This window comes from Bacteroides sp. UBA939 (assembly GCF_002293435.1).
GTDB lineage: Bacteria > Bacteroidota > Bacteroidia > Bacteroidales > Bacteroidaceae > Bacteroides.
Genome location: NZ_DBDF01000171.1, coordinates 1 through 22,040 on the forward strand (window position 1 = coordinate 1; position 22,040 = coordinate 22,040).

Annotated in this window: 16 protein-coding genes and 3 tRNA genes; 9 read left to right on the forward strand and 10 right to left on the reverse strand. The window is 42.6% G+C overall.

Annotated features, from left to right (window positions below; all coding sequences use genetic code 11):
* The first annotated feature begins 362 nt into the window (after positions 1-362).
* The 3 genes from B2Z67_RS10730 to B2Z67_RS10740 all read left to right on the forward strand — a co-directional run bounded on the left by B2Z67_RS10730 (position 363) and on the right by B2Z67_RS10740 (position 4,545).
* Positions 363-914: an RNA polymerase sigma-70 factor gene (locus B2Z67_RS10730; RefSeq protein ID WP_291529827.1), complete on the forward strand. Its 552-nt coding sequence runs from the start codon at positions 363-365 to the stop codon at positions 912-914.
* Between the two features lie 405 nt (positions 915-1,319).
* Complete coding sequence (locus tag B2Z67_RS10735) at positions 1,320-2,978, forward strand: AMP-binding protein (protein WP_291529828.1); 1,659 nt, start codon at positions 1,320-1,322, stop codon at positions 2,976-2,978.
* A gap of 328 nt (positions 2,979-3,306) precedes the next feature.
* Positions 3,307-4,545 carry an LA_2272 family surface repeat-containing protein gene (locus B2Z67_RS10740; protein WP_291529829.1) on the forward strand — a complete coding sequence of 413 codons (1,239 nt, stop codon included), beginning with the start codon at positions 3,307-3,309 and terminating at the stop codon, positions 4,543-4,545.
* Positions 4,546-4,550: 5 nt separating this feature from the next.
* On the opposite strand, the gene B2Z67_RS10745 is transcribed toward B2Z67_RS10740, so the two are convergent.
* The 9 genes from B2Z67_RS10745 to pheS form a co-directional block, all read right to left on the reverse strand.
* Positions 4,551-6,215 (reverse strand): putative transporter, encoded by a 1,665-nt coding sequence (locus tag B2Z67_RS10745; protein ID WP_291529830.1) that lies wholly within the window; start codon positions 6,213-6,215, stop codon positions 4,551-4,553.
* A 146-nt stretch (positions 6,216-6,361) separates the two neighbouring features.
* Positions 6,362-6,434 (reverse strand) — tRNA-Lys (locus B2Z67_RS10750).
* Positions 6,435-6,449: 15 nt separating this feature from the next.
* Positions 6,450-6,521, reverse strand: a tRNA-Glu gene (locus B2Z67_RS10755).
* A 9-nt stretch (positions 6,522-6,530) separates the two neighbouring features.
* Positions 6,531-6,617, reverse strand: a tRNA-Ser gene (locus B2Z67_RS10760).
* Between the two features lie 428 nt (positions 6,618-7,045).
* Complete coding sequence (locus tag B2Z67_RS10765; protein ID WP_291529831.1) at positions 7,046-8,068, reverse strand: porin; 1,023 nt, start codon at positions 8,066-8,068, stop codon at positions 7,046-7,048.
* 107 nt (positions 8,069-8,175) lie between these two features.
* Positions 8,176-9,435, reverse strand: coding sequence for a phosphoglycerate kinase (locus tag B2Z67_RS10770; protein ID WP_291529848.1), 1,260 nt, complete (start codon positions 9,433-9,435; stop codon positions 8,176-8,178).
* 161 nt (positions 9,436-9,596) lie between these two features.
* The gene (nth, locus tag B2Z67_RS10775) at positions 9,597-10,274 is read right to left on the reverse strand and encodes an endonuclease III (protein ID WP_291529832.1); all 678 of its coding nucleotides are present in this window, start codon (positions 10,272-10,274) and stop codon (positions 9,597-9,599) included.
* Entirely contained in the window at positions 10,271-11,467 is a 1,197-nt protein-coding gene (locus B2Z67_RS10780; protein ID WP_291529833.1) for an MFS transporter, read from the reverse strand. Before B2Z67_RS10780 ends, nth begins: the two co-directional genes overlap by 4 nt.
* 164 nt (positions 11,468-11,631) lie before the next feature.
* Entirely contained in the window at positions 11,632-12,651 is a 1,020-nt protein-coding gene (gene pheS / locus B2Z67_RS10785) for a phenylalanine--tRNA ligase subunit alpha (protein ID WP_291529834.1), read from the reverse strand.
* A gap of 583 nt (positions 12,652-13,234) precedes the next feature.
* On the opposite strand from pheS, the gene B2Z67_RS10790 reads away from it, so the two are divergent.
* Positions 13,235-13,921, forward strand: a complete 687-nt coding sequence (locus tag B2Z67_RS10790) for an energy transducer TonB (protein WP_291529835.1) — start codon at positions 13,235-13,237, stop codon at positions 13,919-13,921.
* Between the two features lie 489 nt (positions 13,922-14,410).
* A complete protein-coding gene (locus B2Z67_RS10795; RefSeq protein ID WP_291529849.1) occupies positions 14,411-15,304 on the forward strand; it encodes a hypothetical protein in 894 nt (297 codons plus the stop codon).
* A 161-nt stretch (positions 15,305-15,465) separates the two neighbouring features.
* Here B2Z67_RS10795 and B2Z67_RS10800 read toward each other — a convergent pair whose 3' ends face one another.
* A complete protein-coding gene (locus B2Z67_RS10800) occupies positions 15,466-16,788 on the reverse strand; it encodes an ATP-binding protein (protein WP_291529836.1) in 1,323 nt (440 codons plus the stop codon).
* Between the two features lie 569 nt (positions 16,789-17,357).
* Here B2Z67_RS10800 and B2Z67_RS10810 point away from each other — a divergent pair.
* From B2Z67_RS10810 to B2Z67_RS10825, 4 genes are read left to right on the forward strand one after another with little or no spacing between them, the layout of a single operon-like run.
* A complete protein-coding gene (locus B2Z67_RS10810) occupies positions 17,358-18,365 on the forward strand; it encodes a helix-turn-helix transcriptional regulator (protein WP_291529837.1) in 1,008 nt (335 codons plus the stop codon).
* A gap of 54 nt (positions 18,366-18,419) precedes the next feature.
* A complete protein-coding gene (locus B2Z67_RS10815) occupies positions 18,420-19,895 on the forward strand; it encodes a type I restriction-modification system subunit M (protein WP_291529838.1) in 1,476 nt (491 codons plus the stop codon).
* Positions 19,888-20,907: a virulence RhuM family protein gene (locus B2Z67_RS10820; protein ID WP_291529839.1), complete on the forward strand. Its 1,020-nt coding sequence runs from the start codon at positions 19,888-19,890 to the stop codon at positions 20,905-20,907. Before B2Z67_RS10815 ends, B2Z67_RS10820 begins: the two co-directional genes overlap by 8 nt.
* Complete coding sequence (locus B2Z67_RS10825; RefSeq protein ID WP_291529840.1) at positions 20,900-22,036, forward strand: restriction endonuclease subunit S; 1,137 nt, start codon at positions 20,900-20,902, stop codon at positions 22,034-22,036. The genes B2Z67_RS10820 and B2Z67_RS10825 overlap by 8 nt, the downstream gene beginning before the upstream one ends.
* The last annotated feature ends 4 nt before the right edge of the window (positions 22,037-22,040 follow it).

The window sequence follows — 22,040 nt, forward strand, 5'->3', positions numbered from 1 at the left end:
CCGTATAAAGGTACCCTTATACGACTTTGGTACGGAGTTGGTACGGACTTGATACGGAGCAGATAGTGTGTGATAGGGTCTGCATGATTCATACGTTAACTCCTGAAGTATGAATCATGCAGGTCAAAACTTAATCTGTGTTATCCGTGTCATCTGCGGATGAAAGATAGTAAGCCGAAACTTCTGATACAGCCTCTGTCCGTAGGGTGGGGTGGTAGGTGAGAAGGGTAAGCGAACGTGATACAACCCGTATTTCCCGTGAATTGCAAAAAAATGTTTTATAAACCCATCACCATAATAGGAAATTTCAATACCTTTGCAGTTTATTAACCTTTCGGTAGGCTTTAATCAAATAAAATAAGATGGATGATAAAGAGCTTGTAGCTTTGGTAAAAGAGGGTAATAATGATGCGTTTTCATCATTGTATCGTCAGTATTGGGGGAAAGTGTACAACTTCAGTAAGCTATATATTCGTTCCGCCCAAGAAGTGGAAGAAATTGTTCAGGAAGTGTTTGTTAAGGTATGGGAAACACGCGACCGGCTGGATGAAGCGGAAAATTTCAAAGGTTATCTGTTTATCATAACCCGTAATCTTATTTTTAACAACTTCCGGAAAAGCTTCAACGAAGATTTTTATAAAGTATCGGTACTGGACGCCATCGAAGAATCATCCTGTAATATCGAAGAAGAAATCATTGCTAATAATCTGAAAGAATACATCGACCAGCTAATAAAAGAAATGCCCGCACGGCAAAAAGAAGTCTTTTCCCTGAGCCGCGAAAACCATTTATCCTATAAAGAGATTGCCGGAAAGCTGGATATATCAGAAAAGACAGTGGAAAGGCACATCAATGAAGCGCTGAAATATCTGAAGAGGAATATTAAGCTATTAAGTCTTTTTATGCTCGCTTGAAGTTTCTAATGGGAGAATCTTTGGGGGATGCTCCGCTTCATACCCGTTTCGTACCCGTTTTGTATTTGCTTCGTATTTGCTTTATATCAGGTTCGTATTGGCTACGTATTTGCTACGTATCTACACCCTATCTGCTCCTTACCTGCTCCTTACCTGCTCCTTTGCAAATTCGGTTTATAAGAAGAGGAGCAGGTAAGGAACAGATACGGATCAGGTAGGGAATAGGTATGCTTCGGAGGGGGAATTGCTACGGTTTGGTTGCGGTTTTAATAGATACGAAATGGTTGTGACGAGACACTAATCTTTATTTTCTTATCCCTCATGCTTTTTTCCGCTAAAAATTTGCACTCTTTTAATAAAACATTATATTTGCGCAAAATTCAACCGAATGTGCAAAATAAGAATATGAAAAAGAGTTTTATTGCTTATATTGAAGACAGCATTATACAGAATTGGGACTTAGATGCCCTAACCGATTATAATGGCGCCACGTTGCAATACAAAGATGTAGCCCGTAAGATAGAAAAGATACACTTGATTTTCGAAGCAAGTGGTATCAAGAAAGGTGATAAAATAGCCATCTGCGGACGCAACAGTTCGCATTGGGGAGTCACTTTTCTTGCCATATTGACCTACGGAGCGGTTGCAGTTCCTATTTTGCACGAATTCAAGGCGGACAACGTACACAACATTGTCAATCACTCCGAAGCCAAATTGCTCTTTACCGGCGACCAGGTATGGGAAAACCTCAATGAAGCCGCCATGCCATTGCTGGAAGGCATTATGCTGATGTATGATTTTTCCATCCTTGTATCCCGTAGCGAGAAACTGGATTATGCGCGTGAGCACCTGAACGAACTCTTCGGCAGGAAATACCCCAAGAACTTCCGTAAGGAACATATAAAATACCACAAGGATCAACCGGAAGAACTGGCAGTAATCAACTACACTTCCGGCACCACGAGTTATTCCAAAGGCGTGATGCTGCCTTATCGCAGCCTGTGGTCTAACACCGCCTTCGCATTCGAGGTATTGCCGCTGAAAGCCGGTACCAAAATCATCTCCATGCTCCCGATGGCGCACATGTATGGGCTGGCATTCGAGTTCATCTACGAGTTCGCTGTAGGTTGTCAGATATACTTCCTGACGCGTACGCCGAGTCCTAAGATTATTTTCCAGGCATTCTCGGAAGTAAAGCCCCACCTGGTAATAGCTGTTCCGCTCATTATTGAAAAAATTATGAAGAAGAACGTGCTTCCGAAACTGGAAACGCCGACTATGAAGTTGTTGCTGAAAGTTCCCATTATCAATGATAAAATCAAGGCTACCGTACGCGAAGGCGTAGTCAATGCTTTCGGAGCCCGTTTTGCCGAGGTTGTTGTAGGAGGCGCTGCTTTCAATCAAGAGGTAGAACACTTCCTGCGCATGATAGAATTCCCCTATACCGTGGGTTACGGAATGACGGAATGTGGACCCATCATCTGCTATGAAGATTGGTCGCGCTTCAAGCCGGGTTCCTGCGGTAAGGCGGTTCCGCGGATGGAAGTGAAGATACTTTCTCCCGATCCTGAGAATATACCGGGCGAGATAGTATGCCGCGGTGCTAACGTCATGTTAGGGTACTATAAAAATGAAGAAGCTACACGCGAGGCCATCGACGCGGACGGTTGGCTGCATACGGGTGACCTTGCCCTGATGGATGCGGATGGAAACGTTACGATTAAAGGACGCAGCAAGAATATGCTGCTCGGCGCCAACGGGCAAAATATCTATCCGGAGGAAATAGAAGATAAACTCAACAATATGCCTTATGTTGCCGAAAGCATTATCGTACAGCAAAACGAAAAGTTCGTCGGCTTGGTATATCCCGATTATGACGATGCCTTTGCGCATGGCTTGAATACGGCGGACATGGAACGTGTCATGGAAGAAAATCGTATTGCATTGAATGCAACCTTGCCTGCTTACAGCCAGATATCTAAAATGAAAATCTATCCCGAAGAGTTTGAGAAAACGCCTAAGCGTTCCATCAAACGATTCTTGTATCTGGAGGCAAAAGGGTAGAGGATCAAGTATTTAATAATGATGAGCATCGGCGGTTAAAGTAGTTATCGCTTCGCTCGGTAGTTAGAGGAGTTAAAGCGGGTAGTATTGCTGCTGATATACAGAGTTAGGTATCTCGTCATAAATAGTTTATATTATAAATGATAATTTAGCGAAGCGGAAGCTTCGTCACTAATAAATCCTCATTTATAATATAAAACAGTTGTGACGAAGTACTTAAAACATAAACGGAGTATCAACTTTAACTCCTAAGTCCGCTTAGGGACTGATAACTCCTGAGCAAAGTGACAACTCTTTAACTCCTGATTCGCATAAATAATCAAACTAAATGAGAAGACTTTTCCTGTTTATAACTGTATTGTTTCTGCTGATTGCAGAAATAACAGTAGCGCAAACTGCAAGTAATAGAACGCCCAAAGGCACCGGAGGGGACAAAGAACCCGTCGGCATCAACCTCTCTCTGTGGAAGAACATCGCCACACAGTCAAGTGATACCATTGGCAGCACTTGCTTTAATCTTGGTATATACTCTTCGATGAATCGCCTGAATGGATTGGGACTCAATGCTCTGGGTTCCGTAACCGAACGCGGTGTGAATGGTGTGCAGGCATCCGGAATTTTCAATATGGTGGATGGCAATATGCGGGGTATTCAAATGGCGGGTATCAGTAATGTAAACGAAAATAATCTTAGCGGTATATCTTTATCCGGTCTGGTAGGCATCACGGTGAGCCATGCCCGGGGCATTGTTTTTTCCGGCCTTGTCAGTATTATCGGAGAAGGCTCGAATGGCGTAGTTATGAGTGGTTTATTGAATATCGCCGGCTTGAAATCCTCAGGGGTACACTTGGCGGGGTTAGCCAACTTTTCGGATGAGAGTCTCAACGGCATTGCCACTGCCGGATTGCTGAACATAACAGGAGGGGAACTGAGAGGAATGCAGATAGGCGGACTTGCCAATATTACAGGCGGATCCATGCGCGGCATACAGATAGCCGGGTTTGCTAATGTTGTAGGCGGAGGTGCTACCGGATTACAAATAGCCCCTGCCAATGTAGTAAGAAATGGCAAAGGGCTGCAAATCGGGTTATTCAACTATTACAAGGAGAATTTTGACGGCTTCCAACTGGGGCTTGTCAACGTCAATCCGGAAACGAAGTACCAATTGATGCTTTTCGGGGGAAATACAACGAAGTTAAATGCCGGCGTACGTTTCAAGAACAAGCTGTTCTACACAATCTTAGGTGGCGGTACGCACTATCTGGATTTCAGCGATAAATTCTCTGCTTCTCTGTTTTATCGTGCAGGGTTGGAGCTACCGTTATGCAAGCAGTTGTTTATCAGTGGCGATTTGGGCTATCAGCATATAGAAACGTTCAAGAATAAGGATTACGGTTTTCCGGCACGCCTTTACGCTCTCCAGGCACGCGTTAACCTCGAATACCGTTTGACGGAGAAATTAGGTATATTTGTTACCGGGGGGTATGGGGGTAGCCGTTACTACAATAAAGGGGTAACTCACGACAAAGGAATGATTCTGGAGGGTGGGGTAGTGTTGTCCAAATAGTCTTCTCAACTCAAAAAGAACATCAACAATACCTGTGCAATAATCACCCGGAGGAACATGCACAGCGGGTAAACCGTGGCGTAAGATACGGAAGGATTATCGCCGGGAATCGTGTCATTGACATAGTTCAGAGCCATCGGGTTCGCCATACTTCCGCACAACATTCCGGCAACCGTGCCAAAATCAATTTTCATCCAACGGAATGCGATAATGCCCATAATCAGAATTGGAATTACGGTGAGGGCGCAACCTACGGCAATCCACAACAAACCTTCGGGGCGGAATACTGTCTGGAAGAAATGGGTACCGGCATCCAGTCCCAGGCAAGCCAGATAAAGCGATAGTCCCAATGCACGGAGCATCAGGTTCGCACTGCGTGTTGTGTAGGTCACCATGTGTAATCTCGGTCCGAAAGTGCCGATAAGAATACCTACGATAATCGGTCCGCCCGCCAGTCCTAACTTCACCGGGGTGCTGACACCGGGAATAGCTATAGGAATAGCTCCCAATGCAAGCCCCAAAACAATGCCGATGAATACGGCGCCCAGATTAGGCTCTTTCAGGCTTTTCACCGCATTTCCCAGTACTTTCTCTACATTCTGTATGGAGGCAGCTTCACCGACTACCGTTAACCGGTCGCCCAACTGCAACGTAAGTTCTGCCGTAGCCAGCAATTGCACGCCGCTACGATACACTCGGCTGATATTGATACCGTAATGATTACGCAAATGAAGCGAGCCGAGTTTCTTGCCATTCAGTTCCGGACGCGTTACAACAATGCGCTGGGATATCAACTGGCTGTCAATGGCATTCCAGTCTATATCTTCTTTGTTCCAGTCCGTATGTTCCTGTTCGCCAAATAGCACGGTCAGCACCTGGGCATATTTTTCAGAAGTGATAACCAGCAAACGGTCTCCTTCCTTAATGACTTTTTCGGAAGTAGGAATACTCACATTGCCATCTCGCCAGAGGCGTGATATCACAAACTTCGGATGGATGAGCTTTGCAATGTCCTTAACACTCATATTGAAAATTGCCGGATTGTGTACTTGAAAGGCGGCTATATATGTTTTGTTCGCATCATCCTTCTCCTTAATATCCAGGTCATCCTCTCGAACCCATATCTTACGTATCATCAATATACCCAGGATAACTCCAATCACGCCCAATGGATACGCTACTGCGCACCCCAAAGCCGGTGTGGTAGTCTCCATTCCCATCTGCTTCAAAGTTTGCTGGGCGGCGCCCAATGCCGGAGTATTTGTTGTAGACCCGCAAAGTATGCCTACCATATCCGGCAGTGATATTCCCAGCCCATAGCTACCTAACAGGGTCATAATCGTGCCAATCAGCACCACGCCGACCGCCAGCATATTCAGTTGTACTCCTCCAACCCGGAATGAGCTGAAAAAACCTGGGCCTACTTGCAAGCCTAATGCGTACACGAATATCACCAACCCGAAGCTTTCTGCGTAGTTTAGCATCTGCGGGTCGATAGATAATCCGAAGTGACCTGCAAATATACCTGCAAAAAACACAAACGTCACTCCCAGCGATACACCGCAGATATGTATTTTTCCTAACCCCAGCCCAATGACGGAAATAAGTGAAAGTACCACGACTGCCTGCAGGGCGGAATGCTCAACGAATAAACTGTATAACCAATCCACTGTATTACGTTTTACTGATTTCAGATTACAAACTTACATAAAATCCACTGTATTGAATGAAGAAAGCTATTGATTCTTTAGAGGAAATATAAAAAAAGCTATTGTATTTGTTGAATACAATAGCTTCCAAATGTGTTACTCTTTCGTACACCCTCAGGGACTCGAACCCTGGACCCATTGATTAAGAGTCAATTGCTCTACCAGCTGAGCTAAGAGTGCAAATACTACATTTTGTAGTGGATACGAGAATCGAACTCGTATTGCATGCGTGAGAGGCATGTGTCCTAACCGTTAGACGAATCCACCGGTTGTTTGCGGAAGCGGGGGGATTCGAACCCCCGGTACAGTTACCCGTACGTCAGTTTAGCAAACTGGTGGTTTCAGCCACTCACCCACACTTCCTTAAACCCGCATTGTTTTTCAAATGCGGTGCAAATGTAGGGTAAACTTTTGGACTATGCAAATCTTTACTAACATATTTTTTTCTGATTATTTCTCAAAAAGTTGTAAACGGTTAATAGTCAAAAGGTAAGAAGGTTGTAGCAATTATCATTTATAGAAGATGCTTATCCGCAATGATACTTCTAAATGAGAATTTAGCGGCAATTTGAACACAGAGGCATGGAGATACAGAGTTTTCTTTTGTAGTGCCTTTGAACGGAGAAGTACAGAGTTCTTTCTTTATTGAACACAGAGACACGGAGATACAGAGCTTTTTTCTTTGCGACGTAGTCGCCCTCTCTGTTGTCCTCTTGTTTATGTTATCTTCTTGAAAGAAAAATAAAACTCAGTGTCTCTGCGCCTCTGTGTTCAAGCCTAAATAATGCACGTTAGAAGCGTACCTGTATTTGCGCTTGAAGCAAGTTGTTGCTTTCACCGATATGACGGTTGCAATGAGTATATTGAGCCTGCAACCGGCATTGAGGGTAGAACCAATACTGTACGCCTGCCACATAGTTTGTCTGCTTGGCATCCAACGCTTTATTCTTATTCAAATAATCGTAGGAAGCAATGACATCAAGCTTGGGGAATACGCGCGCAGATGCTGTAACATAATAACCATCGCTTTTAGCCTGTCCGTCTTTTCCTGCGAGATACTCTGCGCGTATATTAACGGACTTTGTTTTGATAACCGCACCTGCCGACCAACGGTTACGGGTGTAGTCTTCGCCCACTTGTATGTCAGGATTGACAGCAGAGGGCGCCATTGCATGACCTTTACCTTTAACGAACGAACCGCCAACGGATAACCAATCCAGTGGGTTTACCATGAGGCTACCGACAATATCTTTCTGATTATTTCTGTCTGACAGGTTGATACCTTGCCCATTCATTACAGCAAGGTTATAGTTAACCAGTTTGTCGAACAAGTCTCCGTAAATCAGCAACCCCATATCACGTCCGCCGCTTGGAGAATATAACCGGTCGCTACCGTTAACACCTGCCAGGTAGCTGACTGACTGTGAATAGCAGTCTATCAATTCGACGAAGCAAGGGGACATGGGGTTCTCAATCGTGTACATAGTCTTGAACTGACCGATACGGGCGGTTAATTGAGGAAGAAACTTATATTCGGTATATACTTCCAGCAATTGGGGTGTACCGGCAAAACTGTACATGAAGTAACATGTCCAGCGGTCAGTGAGTTTACCCTGCGCCATGAAGATGATACGTTTGATATCAAGCATATTGCTGCCATTGCCTGCATCGTTGTAAGTGTATCCAAATTGGGCATAACCGGAGAGACTGATACGTTCTTTAAGGGTGTTTACCGCATTATTCAGGCTGGCATCTTGTGCTGTCAACAGTAGGGCGGAGGAGAGGAAAACAAAGGATAACAAAGTTCGTTTCATTTATGTATTCTGATATTTGAGATTTAAAAAAGAGGATATGCCAAAAGTTTAAGTTTACTATCTCTCTTACTTTTGACACACCCTCTTAAGCGTGATAATATCTATTATTATTCGTTGATAGCTGCGATACCCGGAAGAACTTTTCCTTCGATTGCTTCGAGCAACGCTCCGCCTCCTGTAGAAACGTAAGAAACGCCGTCTGCCAAGCCGAACTTGTTAACGCAGGCTACGGAGTCGCCACCACCTACAAGCGAGAAAGCGCCATTCTTGGTAGCTTCTACAATGGCTTCACCTACCGTACGTGAGCCGTGAGTGAAGTTCTCAAATTCAAATACGCCGGTAGGACCATTCCACAAGATAGTTTTGGACTTCTTGATAACGTCTGCAAAAATCTTTTCGGTTTCAGGGCCGATATCCAGACCTTCCCATCCATCGGGTATTTCGTTTACCGGACAGAATTTTGCGTTGGCATCGTTAGAGAAAGAGTCTGCAACCTTAGCGTCAACGGCCAATACAAGGTTTACACCTTTTTCTTTGGCTTTTTCGATTAAGTCAAGAGCCAATTCCAATTTGTCGTCTTCGCAAATAGAGACACCAATCTTTCCGCCCAAAGCTTTGGTGAAAGTATAAGTCATACCGCCGGCGATAATCAGGTTATCAACTTTGTTCAGCAAGTTCTCGATGATTTCGATCTTGGAAGAAACTTTGGAGCCACCCATGATAGCGGTGAACGGACGTTGAATGTCATTCAGAACTTTGTCAACGGCTTTCACTTCTTTCTCCATCAGGTAGCCAAACATCTTGTGATCCTGATCGAAGTATTTGGCAATCAAAGCTGTAGATGCATGTGCGCGGTGGGCTGTACCGAAAGCGTCATTAACATAACAATCAGCATAGGAAGCCAATTTCTTGGTGAATTCTTTCTGGCTTTCTTTAATGGCTTTTTTTGCGGCGGCTTTTTCTTCGTCCGTAGCATCTTCGGCCAAACCACGGGGTTTGCCTTCTTCCTCTGCGTAGAAACGAAGGTTTTCCAGCAACAGTACTTCTCCCGGTTGCAGAGCGGCGGCTTTTATAGCGGCTTCTTCGCCCATGCAGTCATTGGCAAATTGTACTTCAATATCCAATAAATCAGATAAGTGATTCAGGATGTGCTTCAAAGAGAATTTGTCAGTCGGACCTTTCGGGCGACCGAGGTGGGAACCGATAATTATACTACCGCCGTCAGCAAGAATTTTCTTCAGCGTAGGAAGAGCGGCGCGCATACGGGTATCGTCTGTAATGTTGAAGTTTTCGTCCAGAGGTACATTGAAATCCACACGAACGAATGCCTTTTTACCGGCAAAGTTGAATTGATCAATCGTCATAATACTCTATTTTATTTAAAAGTGTTATTAATTTGTTTTCATGAGCGCAATAATAACGCAATCCGAAAGCAGAAGCAAGCTTGTTTGATTATGCTAAGATGTAGCTTAGCTTCGTAGATTTGCGGCAAAGTTAGCGTTTATTTCTTTCTTTTGCTATGAAACCGTCATTTATTCGTCGTCTTTTGCTCCTTTTTGCTAACTTTGTACTTGTCACAATAATATTTGCACATCAATTGCAATCCGCACTTGTCACATTGCGGTGTACGCGCCTGGCAGGTGTATCGTCCGTGCAGAATAAGCCAATGGTGTGCGATGGGGATATCTGCTTCCGGAATATGCTTAACCAGTTCTTTTTCTACACTGAACGGAGTGGTACATTGTTCCGAAACCAATCCGAGGCGATGGCTTACGCGGAACACATGAGTATCTACCGCCATTGCAGCTTTATGGAATACGACGGATTGTATGACGTTTGCAGTCTTGCGTCCCACACCGGGGAGTTTTATCAGTTCTTCTAAGGTACCGGGAACTTGGCTGTTGAAGTCTTTCACCAGCATCTTTGCCATACCTACCAAATGCTTCGCTTTGTTATTAGGGTAAGATACGCTGCGGATATATTCGAATATCACTTCCGGCGTGCTGGCTGCGAGAACTTCCGCAGTGGGGAAGTCGCGATACAGCGACGGAGTAATCATATTTACCCGTTTATCCGTACATTGGGCGGAGAGAATTACTGCTATCAGCAGTTCGAACGGGCTGTCGTAATGCAGTTCGGTTTCAGCGACCGGACGATTTTCACGAAACCAGGCAAGGATTCTTTCGTAACGCTCTTTCTTCCTCATCGCAATTTATATTTATGGTAATGAGGAGATACCTTTAACCTGAAATAGAATATGGATATGACCGTGAGGCATGCTCCCGTAAGATATGCTACGTCGAAAGAGGTAATCTGGGCGATATATCCGCCGGCTGTCAGACCGATTCCTATGCCTACATCCCATGACGTGAGGTAGGTGGAAGTGGCTGTGCCGCGTTGGCTGTTGGGCGCCAGGTTGACAAAAAGGGTGTTGAATGCCGGGAACATGGTTCCGAAGCCTACTCCCAGCAGTAAAGCTACCATGAAGAACAGTATTTCCGTGAGTCCGGGTGCAACCTGCATAAGTAGGTTACAGGCTGAGAGGATAAAGAAACAGGCGCTGACAAGATACAAACCTAAGGTGATGACTTGCGTAATGCGCCCTTTATCTACCTGTCTGCCCGAGAACATGCGGGAGATAGCCATCCCCACTGCCATGAAGGTGAAGAAGAGGCCGGAACTCAGGGATATGCCGATTTCTTTGGCATACATTGCCACGTATGTGCTGGTCATTCCATAAGGGATAGAGAGTAGGAGCAGGGTGATTCCGGCAGGGATACCTTTTATCAGGACAAAGCGGTCGAGTGAAATGGGTTCCCGCTTTACGGGTTGTTTGGCGGGCGATTTTACGAGACACGCTGTTACAAAGCCGATACTTCCTGAGATGAAAGCGCAGATAAAGATGGTTTCAAATGGATAGATATCGTGCATGAAAAGCCCAATCATCGGTCCGAAACTCATAGCCATGTTGTTCATCAGTCCATAATATCCTACTGCTTCACCGCGGCGGGACGAGGGCGTAATGTCAATGACAATCGTATTTCCTGCCACGGTAACCATTCCGAATGCAAAACCGTGAATGACTCTCAGCATGATGAATAACAACAGTACGCCGGCGAGAATGTATCCGGCAAAGACGGCGATAAAGATGAAGTAAGCTATCAGATAGAGTGGCTTGCGTGCCAATGTATCGAGCAGGTAGCCGGAGAATGGACGTATGCAGAGGGAAGCGATTGTGTAGCACGACAAGATAACGCCTACTGCTGCATTGCCGGTATGGAATACTTCGGTCAGGTAAAAAGGCAATATGGGTAGTATCAGATAAAAGGCAAAGTACAAAAGGAAGTTGGCTGCCAGAATGAGGCAATAGCCGGGAGTTACAAGTTTGTCTTTAGCCATAATCTTAAGGTTTTATGTTATTACGAATAGTACAAGATACCTCATCGCAATTATCCTGATAATTTATAGGTGAGGTATCTATTCTTATTCTTACCTAATATTATATAAGACATTTGTATGATGTACCTGAAAATTTAAGCGAGCTTTTACGCTTTTAATCGATATCAATACGCCGCTTCGAATTCTTTCAGGAATCTCGTATCGTTTTCCGAGAACAAGCGAAGGTCTTTTACCTGATACTTCAAGTTCGTGATACGTTCAATACCCATACCGAGAGCATATCCGCTGTATATCTTACTGTCGATACCATTACTTTCCAGTACGTTCGGGTCTACCATACCGCAACCCAGTATTTCTACCCAACCGGTATGCTTACAGAACGGACAACCTTTTCCGCCGCAGATATTGCAACTGATATCCATTTCCGCACTCGGTTCCGTGAACGGGAAGTATGACGGACGCAAGCGTATCTTGGTGTCTTCACCGAACATTTCTTTGGCGAAGAGTAGCAATACTTGCTTCAAATCAGTGAATGATACATCTTTATCTACATACAATGCCTCTACCTGATGGAAGAAACAGTGTGCGCGATAGCTGATGGCTTCGTTACGATATACACGCCCCGGACAGATGATACGAATAGGAGGCTGTGATGTCTCCATGGCACGGGTTTGTACCGACGAGGTGTGCGTGCGCAGTATGATATCGGGATTGGCTTCGATAAAGAAAGTATCCTGCATATCTCGTGCGGGATGGTCTTCGGCAAAGTTCAAGGCGGAGAACACATGCCAGTCGTCCTCTATTTCCGGACCTTCGGCAATGCTGAACCCCAGACGGGCAAATATGTCGATAACTTCGTTTTTTACAATGGTGAGCGGATGGCGTGTACCCGGTTTCACCGGATAAGCCGTGCGGGTAAGGTCGATGTCGTCACAACCCGTATCCCGGCTTTCGAACTGTTCTTTCAGCGCGGCTATTTTCTCCTGTGCTTTGTCCTTCAGTTCATTCAGTCTCATGCCGACTTCTTTTTTCAATTCGGCGGGGATATTGCGGAAGTCTGCCATCAAATCGTTAATCGCACCTTTCTTGCTAAGGTATTTGATTCGTAGCGCTTCCAACTCTTCAGTGTTGGCGGCTTTTATAACTTCTACTTCTTGCAGAAGCCGGTTGATTTTATCTATCATAACATCGTTATTTTATTACTTACTTTCCGAAATACATAAAAACGGTGCAAAGATACAATTTAATCATTGTTTTAACTCACAAAACCGAAAATTTAAGCAGACTCTAACCTGCATTATCATAACTGTAGTAAGTAGCTGTTCATAATTAGTATAAACTAATTATGAACAGCTACTTAGTTAAAGGAGTTATCACTTCGTTAGGAGTTAAGGAGTTAAAGCCGATAGTCTTGCCTATGTCTTCCGGAGTATTGGCTTTAACTCCTAAGTAAACTTGTTGGCTGATAACTTCTTTAACTACTTCTAACAACTCAGGCATGAATAATGCGGGCTAAGATTCATACGCTTTTTCCCGTATTTATTTAGATTTGTTCAGAAAGAATAAGGTAAATATCTTTTTGCTAAGCAATTTTGTTGAACAGATATTAAAAAAACATATTTATAAGCTCTTGCGGTAACAACTTATTCTATATTCACCTATCTTGCCGTTAGAAATCAGTGGCCGCTGATATATCCAATTTACTAACATCTGTATGGTGTCCTACTCTTGACGATTAGGCATTATATGGTAATCATTCATTGAATTATGGAAATAAAGAAAACACCCAAAGCGAACCTTGAGAACAAGAAGCCGACATGGCTGCTTGTTGGTTATGTAACTGTGCTTGCCTTAATGTTTGTAGCATTTGAATGGACGCGTGACATCAGAGTGGATACAACCGGCGGCATTCGAGAAAATATCTTTGAACAAGGATTGGAAATTCCTATTACGGAACAACCAGAGATTACCCCTCCGCCACCGCCGAAGCCTGATCTGGTAATAGAAGAGTTTACGATTGTAGACGATGACGAAAAAGTGGATGAAGCAAACTTTACTACTACGGAGAATACCGGAGAAGGTGTAGACGTAAAGTACACTCCTAAAGCAGTGGAAGAAGAACTACCGGTAGAGGATGAGATTTTCGTGATTGTGGAAGATAAGCCCATGTTTGCCAATGGAGGCGAGGCTGGACTATTACAGTATCTGAGTAAAAACATAAAGTATCCTACTATTCCACAAGAGACAGGAACTCAGGGGCGAGTAACTGTACAGTTCGTTGTGAACAAGGATGGAAGTATTACGAATGTGGCTGTACTGAGAGGCGTTGATCCTTATCTGGATAAAGAAGCTGTGCGCGTGATTTCGGGTATGCCCAAGTGGATACCCGGTAAGCAACGGGGCGTACCTGTTCGTTGCAAGTTTACAGTGCCTGTAGTGTTCAGATTGCAATAATAGCTCGCAATTCTCCCTCCCAGGGTTTTGANNTTATTCATCGGCGTTTGAATAGGTGAGGGTAGGAGTGAGGGTAGAGTGAGGGTAGAAGTTACCCTCACTCTGTTTTTTGTCAGTGATTTGGTTGTAACACGCTGATATACAGTGATTAAACGGGATATATATGGTTCTTGCACGGGATATATGCGGTGCGCGAACCATCTATATCCCGTGTTTGCACCATCTATATCCCGTTCGCGCACCACATATAGGCGGTGTAATTACCGCATATATCTGGTACAAACACATGATTTACAGAGTAGTAGTAATTGAAAAAATAAGCAGATTAACGGCTAAAAACGGAAGAAAGGCTACGATAAATGCCTGTTCCTGCTCCGTTTTGAGTTAAAAAAGCTTTCAACTAAAGCAAAAATGTTGCTGACTGTTTGCTATTCGGCCTGCCTTTTGTTATTTTTGCGTACAAAGTTAATGAAAAGCAAAGGAGGATATATGTGTATCAGACAAAAAGTTAATGTATTGCTGTTTCCAATCCGTTGGGGGTTGTTCTTGCTGTTGATATCTGCTCCGCAATTGCTTTTTGCGCAAGAAGGGGACAGCACGCGTATCATCCGTAACAATGTGCAGATAATGCCGGAAAATATATGGGAACCTTTACCGTTAACACCCCTTCTTAAACCGGTTCCCTCTTATCCCTTGCCTTCCCCGGAACTATCCCCGGGGCTATCCCCGGAACTATCAAACCGTTTTTCCGGTTTTTCCTTGAAAAATGAAATCCGTCTGCCCTATCAGGTTAATCCTTCTTTGCTTTACCGGGGCGATTTTTATACGGGTGGCGTAATAAAGCGATTTTCTAACGGAGAAGTGTTCGGTTCCGGAGGACAGACGAGTGTGCCGGGAATCGGTCGCTTCAATGATGCTTCGTTAGGATACCGTCACATTTTCAATGACAGACTTTCGTTGCAGCTTCGCGCCAGCGCCATGAAGATAAACATGTCCCATATCACCGGACAAGCATTCAGTACCTCAGGCAGACTGACTTATCGTGCTTCCGACCGGGTTGCCTTCAATGTCTTCGGTTCGTATAATATTGGAAATACCTACGGGATGGGCGCCGATCACTATGGCGCCACCATGTCTCTCGATATGTCTAAACGTTTCGGGATGGAGATGGGAGTACAACGCTACTACAATGGCATGAGGGGACATTGGGAGACAGTGCCGGTTGTGATACCTTACTACCGCTTTGAGAAATTTACCCTGGGGATGGATGTAGGCGGAATTTTACACGAGTTACTCCGTAATGTCATTTTTGAGAACAGTGGCGGAAGATCTGGCGGTGGCCCAACGCTTGCACCGCCCCGTTTCTCGTTTCCGGGTCGGTAGGGTGAACACTTATCCTGCGTTTGCGGGATTAAAAAATCCGTCCCATGAGACGAAGAAATCCGTCTCGTGAGACGAGAAAATTTGTCTCATGGGACGGATTTTTTCATCTCACGAGACGGATTTATTTGTCTCGTGAGACGAATTCCGATACTTTTTCCAGTCTATATATGTAAGTAATGAACCAATCTGGTTGTCCAATCTGCCAGATACAGTGGGATATTGATCAGGTTGTCATCCACTTTAAGATTATTCAGGGAATATCTGATTTTATAATCCGGATGATAATTCGTATCATAAATCGCGAGACTTTTTCCTCCCAAACGGGTATCTGACTTCACTTCTACAGGAATAATTTCTATACCCAACTGAATCACAAAATCGACTTCCGCTTTCCCAACAGATGCCCAATAGCGTGGCAATACGTCTAATTGACATGTCAGCGATTGTAATACAAAATTTTCAGCTAATGCACCTTTAAACTCCGTGTAGGCTGTATTACCTGCCAGGATGGCTTCTGGGGGTAGTCCGGACAATTCGCGCAACAATCCGATATCCGATAAATAGATTTTGAAAGCTGAAAGGTCATCATAACTCTTCAGTGGCAAGTAAGGCTTCGAACAGCAAAATACGCGATTGACCAATCCCGCATTTTCCAGCCACAGTAAAGCGTCTTCGTAATCCCTGGCTCTGGCTCCGGGTTTTACCATTTTGTAGATAAACTTGCGGTTTTCTTTTGACAACTGGCTGGGTATCGAATTCCAGATACTGATGATCCGGGGAATATCTTTACTATCGGCATGTTTGGAAAAGTCGAGTGCGTAGGCATTCAGGATGAACTGTTGTTCACGCTTTACCTCATTCATTCCTTTGTTTTCCATAAAAGCCTTCACAGCAGCCGGCATTCCGCCGATAACAAGATATTGGCGATAATATTCGGTCAGTTTGTTCGCCACGATTTGCGGAAGAGGGGCAATGGCAGTGAGTTCTTCGATGAAGTTGAACAACTTTATATCATTAGCTCTCAGAAACTCTTGGAAAGTTAGCGGATGTAATTCCATAAATTCAACTTTCCCTACCGGAAACGAGTCACCTTTGGATAAGGTTACCCCCAATAGCGAACCTGCTGCAACTACTGCATATTCCGGTGCATCTTCACAAAAATATTTCAAGGCATTCAGCGCCTTGTTACATTCCTGAATCTCGTCAAAAATAATCAATGTCTTATGTGGAAGTATCGGACTATCGGTATGCAATTTTAATTGCGCAACAATCCGTTCGGGAGCCTTGGAGTTTTCGAATATTTCATGGAGCGCATCTTCTTTATCAAAGTTGAAACTGGCTACATATTCAAACTCTGTGCGGCCGAAATGTTCCAATATCCATGTCTTTCCCGTCTGCCTGGCCCCTTTTAGAATCAAAGGTTTTCTTTCCGGTCGATCCTTCCAGGCTTTCAACTTTTCAATGATATTACGATATAAATCCATATTTAATTGGTTTTATGTTCCGAAAAATGGCAAAAATGCACAAAATACGTTCCTTTTTTTGGCAAAGATACTGTTTATGCTGAAAAAGCATAGGTTTATTGATATGTTTTTTTATCAAAACGGGACTTCCTTGAATTTTTCTGTAATTCTTTAGGTAGGGATGCAGAAAATAACATTCTTTTAGTCTATACTAATTGCTTGATTTTCTGCTCTTTTACACATACTATTGCAGTAAAGTGCCTATTTTTACGCAATGCGAAGATGGGAAATATATCCGAGTTATAACAATAAAAAAAGACCATTTCTGTTTTTATCACATATTATTTACTATATTCGCACATTAAATTTGTGATGTTATTATATATTTATCCTAATGGAGCTAAATAGAATTAAGGAAGTTTTTGATGAGAAAGGAATTAAGCAAACTTGGCTGGCCGAAAAACTAGACAAAAGTTTCAGTATGATAAATGTCTATGTATGCAACCGGAAGCAGCCGAGTTTGGATGTGTTGAATTAGATTGCAGAGATATTGCAGGTGAGTGTGAAGGATTTAATAATAGAAAACAAATATGGCAACCAATAAACATGCACAGATCAGATATCATGCTTTAGATCAATGTTTCGGAAATTCCGGACGAAGGTATTTCATTGAAGACTTAGTCAAAGCGTGTAATGATGCCCTATATCAACAAAAGGGTATTCTTGATGGTGTACAAATGCGTCAAGTTCAAGAGGATATAAAAGACATGGAGAGTATATGGAATATCCCTCTTGTAAGGCATAAAGATGGGAAACGAGTATATTATAGATACGATGATTTACGTTATTCTATCAACAACCAACCGCTAAATGAAACTGAAATCAATCAGTTGAAAGAAACAATATACATGTTGAACCGCTTCAAAGGCATGCCACAATTTAGTTGGATGGAAGAAATTCTTGCCCGATTCGAAAGCGCATTTAAGTTGAGAGGAACAACGGCAAGTGTTGTCGACTTTGAACATAATCCTTATTTAAAGGGACTTTCCCTCTTTTCTGATATTTTCAACGCCATTGTAAATAAGCAACCTCTTCATATTATTTACAAAAAATTTGGGAGAGAACCTAAACAATATACGTTTCATCCATATTTTCTGAAACAATACAATAATCGCTGGTTTCTATTTGGGCATTGTGAAAACCTGAAAGAGAAGAGACCGATTACCAATCTGGCATTAGACAGAATTGAACACATAAGCTATGCAAAGATTCCATATATTGAAAATCATGTTATTGAGTTCAATGAATATTTTGAAGACATAATAGGCGTTACTGTCCTTGAAAAAGATACAGAAAAGGTTACACTTGAGATAGATAATATTCTTTTCCCTTATGTGGAAACAAAACCACTACACGGTTCTCAAAAAATCAAGGGACGAAATCAGGCTACAACTACAATTGAGTTGAATTTGATTATCAATTATGAATTGGAGAATCTCCTTTTAGGTTATATTGATAAGATAAAAATTATCACTCCAAACCATCTTCGAGACAAAATGCTTTCAAGAATAAAAGAAGCGATAGAAAAAAATAAGTAACTATGCAGATATGCTGCATAGCTTAATTATATGTTTGTAAAATTGAAATAATATATGATTGTAGGAGAAATGAAAAGCAGTATTGATAATCTTTGGCTCAGGTTTCATACTGGGGGTGTAACAAACCCGATGGATGTGATTAAGCAGATAACTTATCTGCTGTTTATCAAACGTCTGGACGATTTGGAAGTAGCCAAAGAGAAAAAAGCCAATACTATAAAGAAGCCTGTCGAGAATCCACTATTTAATAAAGACCAGCAGGGATTACGTTGGAGCCATTTCAAGAATCTGGAAGCCCAAGTAATGTTTGATTTGGTAAGGACAAAAGTATTCGACTTTATCAAAACATTGGGTGGAAAAGATTCAGCTTTTGCCAAATACATGAGGAATGCTTATTTGGCTGTTCCTTCGCCAGTAGTACTGGAGCAGGTTGTTTCTATGATTTCAGCTATACCGATGGAAGATATGGACACTAAAGGGGATGTATATGAATATATGCTGTCTAAATTATCCACTTCAGGAGACAATGGGCAGTTCCGTACACCTCGACATATCACCAAACTGATGGCGCAGCTGATGAAGCCTACACCTGAAGATACGATTTGCGATCCCGCTTGTGGTTCTGCCGGCTTCCTTGTGGCTGTCAGCGAGTACATCCGCGAACATTACGAACAGGCATTCTACGGTAAAGATTTCGTAGATTATTATAAAAATGACATGTTCCATGGTTGCGAGTTCGATGAAACCATGATTGCTATATCAGCTATGAACCTGATGTTGCATGGGGTTGAGAATCCCGATTTGTACGATAAAAGTGCATTAGAAGAGGATTATGATAAATCCGACAAATATTCACTGGTATTAGCTAATCCTCCTTTTAAAGGCTCTTTGGAAGCATCATCTGTTGCAAAAAGCCTAACAGGAATTGTCAAAACCAAGAAAACAGAATTGCTATTTCTGGCTTTAATGCTTCGTATACTAAAAACCGGAGGCCGATGTGCTGTTATCGTTCCAGACGGTGTTTTGTTTGGTTCAGACAAAGCGGCGGTAGGTATCCGACAAACAATTATCGATAAACAAAAACTGGATGCGGTGATTTCCATGCCGAGTGGTGTGTTTAAACCCTATGCCGGAGTAAGTACGGCTATATTAATATTCACGAAAACCGAAAGCGGTGGAACAGATAATGTTTGGTTTTACGACATGCATGCCGACGGGTTCAGTCTGAACGATAAGCGAATGCCAACTCCGGACGAAGATGATACGGAGGATATTTTAAATCGCTGGAATAACCTCGAAGCGGAAACAAACCGTACAAGGCTTGAGCAGTCTTTCTTTGTACCTGTACAGGAGATAAAAGATAACAATTATGATCTCAGTATTAACAAATACAAAGAAGTAGCATACGAACAAAAAACGTATGATACGCCGGAGGTAATATTAGGCCGTTTGGAAGATATCGACATGGAGGTTGTCAAAGTTCGGAAAGAGTTGGAATCACTGTTGAAAGGAGGAATTTCCAATGAATAACGAAAGAGGGAATATAGTTATTTACCAAACCGAAGATGGGCAAACTCATATTGAGGTGAAGATGGAGGATGATACTGTATGGCTTACACAGGCTCAATTAGTTGAACTCTATCAAACCAGCAAATCGAATGTAAGTGAACACATTAAGCATATCTTCGAAGAAGGCGAATTGGAGCAGGAACTGGTTGTTCGGAAATTCCGAACAACCACTCAACATGGTGCTATAGAAGGAAAAACACAAGATAATTGGACGAACTTTTATAACCTCGACATGATTATTTCTTTAGGCTATAGAATAAAGTCTGCTGTTGCTACCAAATTCCGTATTTGGGCTACAGAGCGCTTGAAAGAATACATTGTAAAAGGGTTCACGATGGACGATGAGCGCCTGAAGCAACTGGGAGGAGGAATGTATTGGAAAGAGTTGCTCGATCGCATCCGCGACATCCGTTCTTCCGAAAAAGTAATGTATCGTCAGGTGCTCGATCTTTATGCGACAAGTGTAGATTATGATCCGAAATCCGATGTATCCATCCTATTTTTTAAGATTGTACAGAATAAACTGCATTTTGCTGCCCACGGACATACAGCTGCTGAAGTAATATACGATCGGGCGGATGCCAATAAACCGTTTATGGGCTTGACGACATTTTCCGGCGATTTACCTACAGGTAAGGATATAACAATTGCTAAGAACTATCTGACCACCGATGAGCTTAAGATTCTTAATAATCTGGTTTCCGGATATTTCGACTTTGCAGAAATTCAAGCCATGCGTCGTAATCCAATGTATATGTCGGACTATGTAACTCAGTTGGACAACATTTTGTTTTCAACCGGTGAGAAGCTATTAACCGATGCCGGACGTATCAGTCACCAACAGGCAATGGAAAAAGCCAAAGCCGAATATAGAAAGTATCAGGTAAAAACCATTTCACCTGTAGAGCAAGCTTATTTAGATACGATTAAGGCATTGCAAAAGAAAGCTAAGAAAGGAGGAAATAATGAATAAGACGGGGTGGAAGCAGGTGAAATTGGGAGAAATATGTAGTGGTGAATCATCCAATGTTTCCCAAAACAAGATACAACATCTAATGGGTAATTATCCTATTTTTGGAGCAAGTGGTTATATCCAAAACATTGATTTTTACAAGCAAGACAAGGAATATATTGGGGTAGTAAAAGATGGAGCAGGAGTAGGAAGGGTAATGAGACTCCCGGCTGAGTCATCTATTCTTGGGACTCTACAATACATAATACCAAATAAAGGAACAGATATAAATTTTCTATTCTATCTATTGGGTAAATTAAAATTGGATAGATATGCATCTGGGGCAACCATTCCACATATTTATTATCGAGATTATTCCAATGAAAAAGTACTCTTGCCCCCATTTGAAACTCAACGCCATATAGCCGCCACTTTAGACAAAGCCAATGAACTCATCGCTTTACGCAAAAAGCAATTGGAAGAATTGGATGCACTTGCTGAATCTGTGTTTTATGAACTGTTTGGTGATCCGGTGAAGAATGAAAAGAGGTGGGAGAAACTAACGTTATCACAGTTTTATAAGAATGGAAATTCAGCAATAAAATGTGGACCTTTTGGTAGTGCATTGAAAAAAGAAGAGTATACGTCTTTCGGCATCCCAGTATGGAATATGGACAACATTTCTAAAAATGGGAAATTTGACAGCTCTGTCAATTTGTGGATTAATACTCAAAAATATAAAGAGTTAGAATCATACAATGTTATTGATGGTGATATAATAATTTCTCGAGCTGGGACAGTAGGAAAAATGTGTGTTGTTAAATCTCAATACCCGCAATCAATCATAAGCACTAATTTGATTAGATTGAGATTAAACGATAAATTGCTGCCCCTGTTTTTTGTGTTTCTGATGACTTGTTATGGAAATAAGATATGTAGATTGAAAGTTGGAGAAGATGGGGCATTTACACATATGAATACAGGTGTATTAAATAGTATCATATTCCCTTATCCTCCTCTTTCACTCCAAGTTCGCTTCGCTACCATCATCGAAAAAATCGAAGAACAAAAAACACTGGTACGCCAAGCCTTGAAAGAAAGTGAAGACCTATTTCAACGATTGATGGAGGATTTGTTTCATCCCAAATAAAAGC

Bases quoted from the DNA above. Each gene is read 5' to 3' on its own strand.
- B2Z67_RS10810 (WP_291529837.1), top strand. From the start codon at position 17,358: ATGGCAACCAATAAACATGCACAGATCAGATATCATGCTTTAGATCAA.
- B2Z67_RS10740 (WP_291529829.1), top strand. From the start codon at position 3,307: ATGAGAAGACTTTTCCTGTTTATAACTGTATTGTTTCTGCTGATTGCA.
- B2Z67_RS10790 (WP_291529835.1), top strand. From the start codon at position 13,235: ATGGAAATAAAGAAAACACCCAAAGCGAACCTTGAGAACAAGAAGCCG.
- pheS (WP_291529834.1), bottom strand. From the start codon at position 12,651: ATGATAGATAAAATCAACCGGCTTCTGCAAGAAGTAGAAGTTATAAAA.
- B2Z67_RS10735 (WP_291529828.1), top strand. From the start codon at position 1,320: ATGAAAAAGAGTTTTATTGCTTATATTGAAGACAGCATTATACAGAAT.
- B2Z67_RS10730 (WP_291529827.1), top strand. From the start codon at position 363: ATGGATGATAAAGAGCTTGTAGCTTTGGTAAAAGAGGGTAATAATGAT.
- B2Z67_RS10780 (WP_291529833.1), bottom strand. From the start codon at position 11,467: ATGGCTAAAGACAAACTTGTAACTCCCGGCTATTGCCTCATTCTGGCA.
- B2Z67_RS10795 (WP_291529849.1), top strand. From the start codon at position 14,411: ATGTGTATCAGACAAAAAGTTAATGTATTGCTGTTTCCAATCCGTTGG.
- B2Z67_RS10820 (WP_291529839.1), top strand. From the start codon at position 19,888: ATGAATAACGAAAGAGGGAATATAGTTATTTACCAAACCGAAGATGGG.
- B2Z67_RS10765 (WP_291529831.1), bottom strand. From the start codon at position 8,068: ATGAAACGAACTTTGTTATCCTTTGTTTTCCTCTCCTCCGCCCTACTG.
- B2Z67_RS10800 (WP_291529836.1), bottom strand. From the start codon at position 16,788: ATGGATTTATATCGTAATATCATTGAAAAGTTGAAAGCCTGGAAGGAT.
- B2Z67_RS10825 (WP_291529840.1), top strand. From the start codon at position 20,900: ATGAATAAGACGGGGTGGAAGCAGGTGAAATTGGGAGAAATATGTAGT.
- nth (WP_291529832.1), bottom strand. From the start codon at position 10,274: ATGAGGAAGAAAGAGCGTTACGAAAGAATCCTTGCCTGGTTTCGTGAA.
- B2Z67_RS10815 (WP_291529838.1), top strand. From the start codon at position 18,420: ATGATTGTAGGAGAAATGAAAAGCAGTATTGATAATCTTTGGCTCAGG.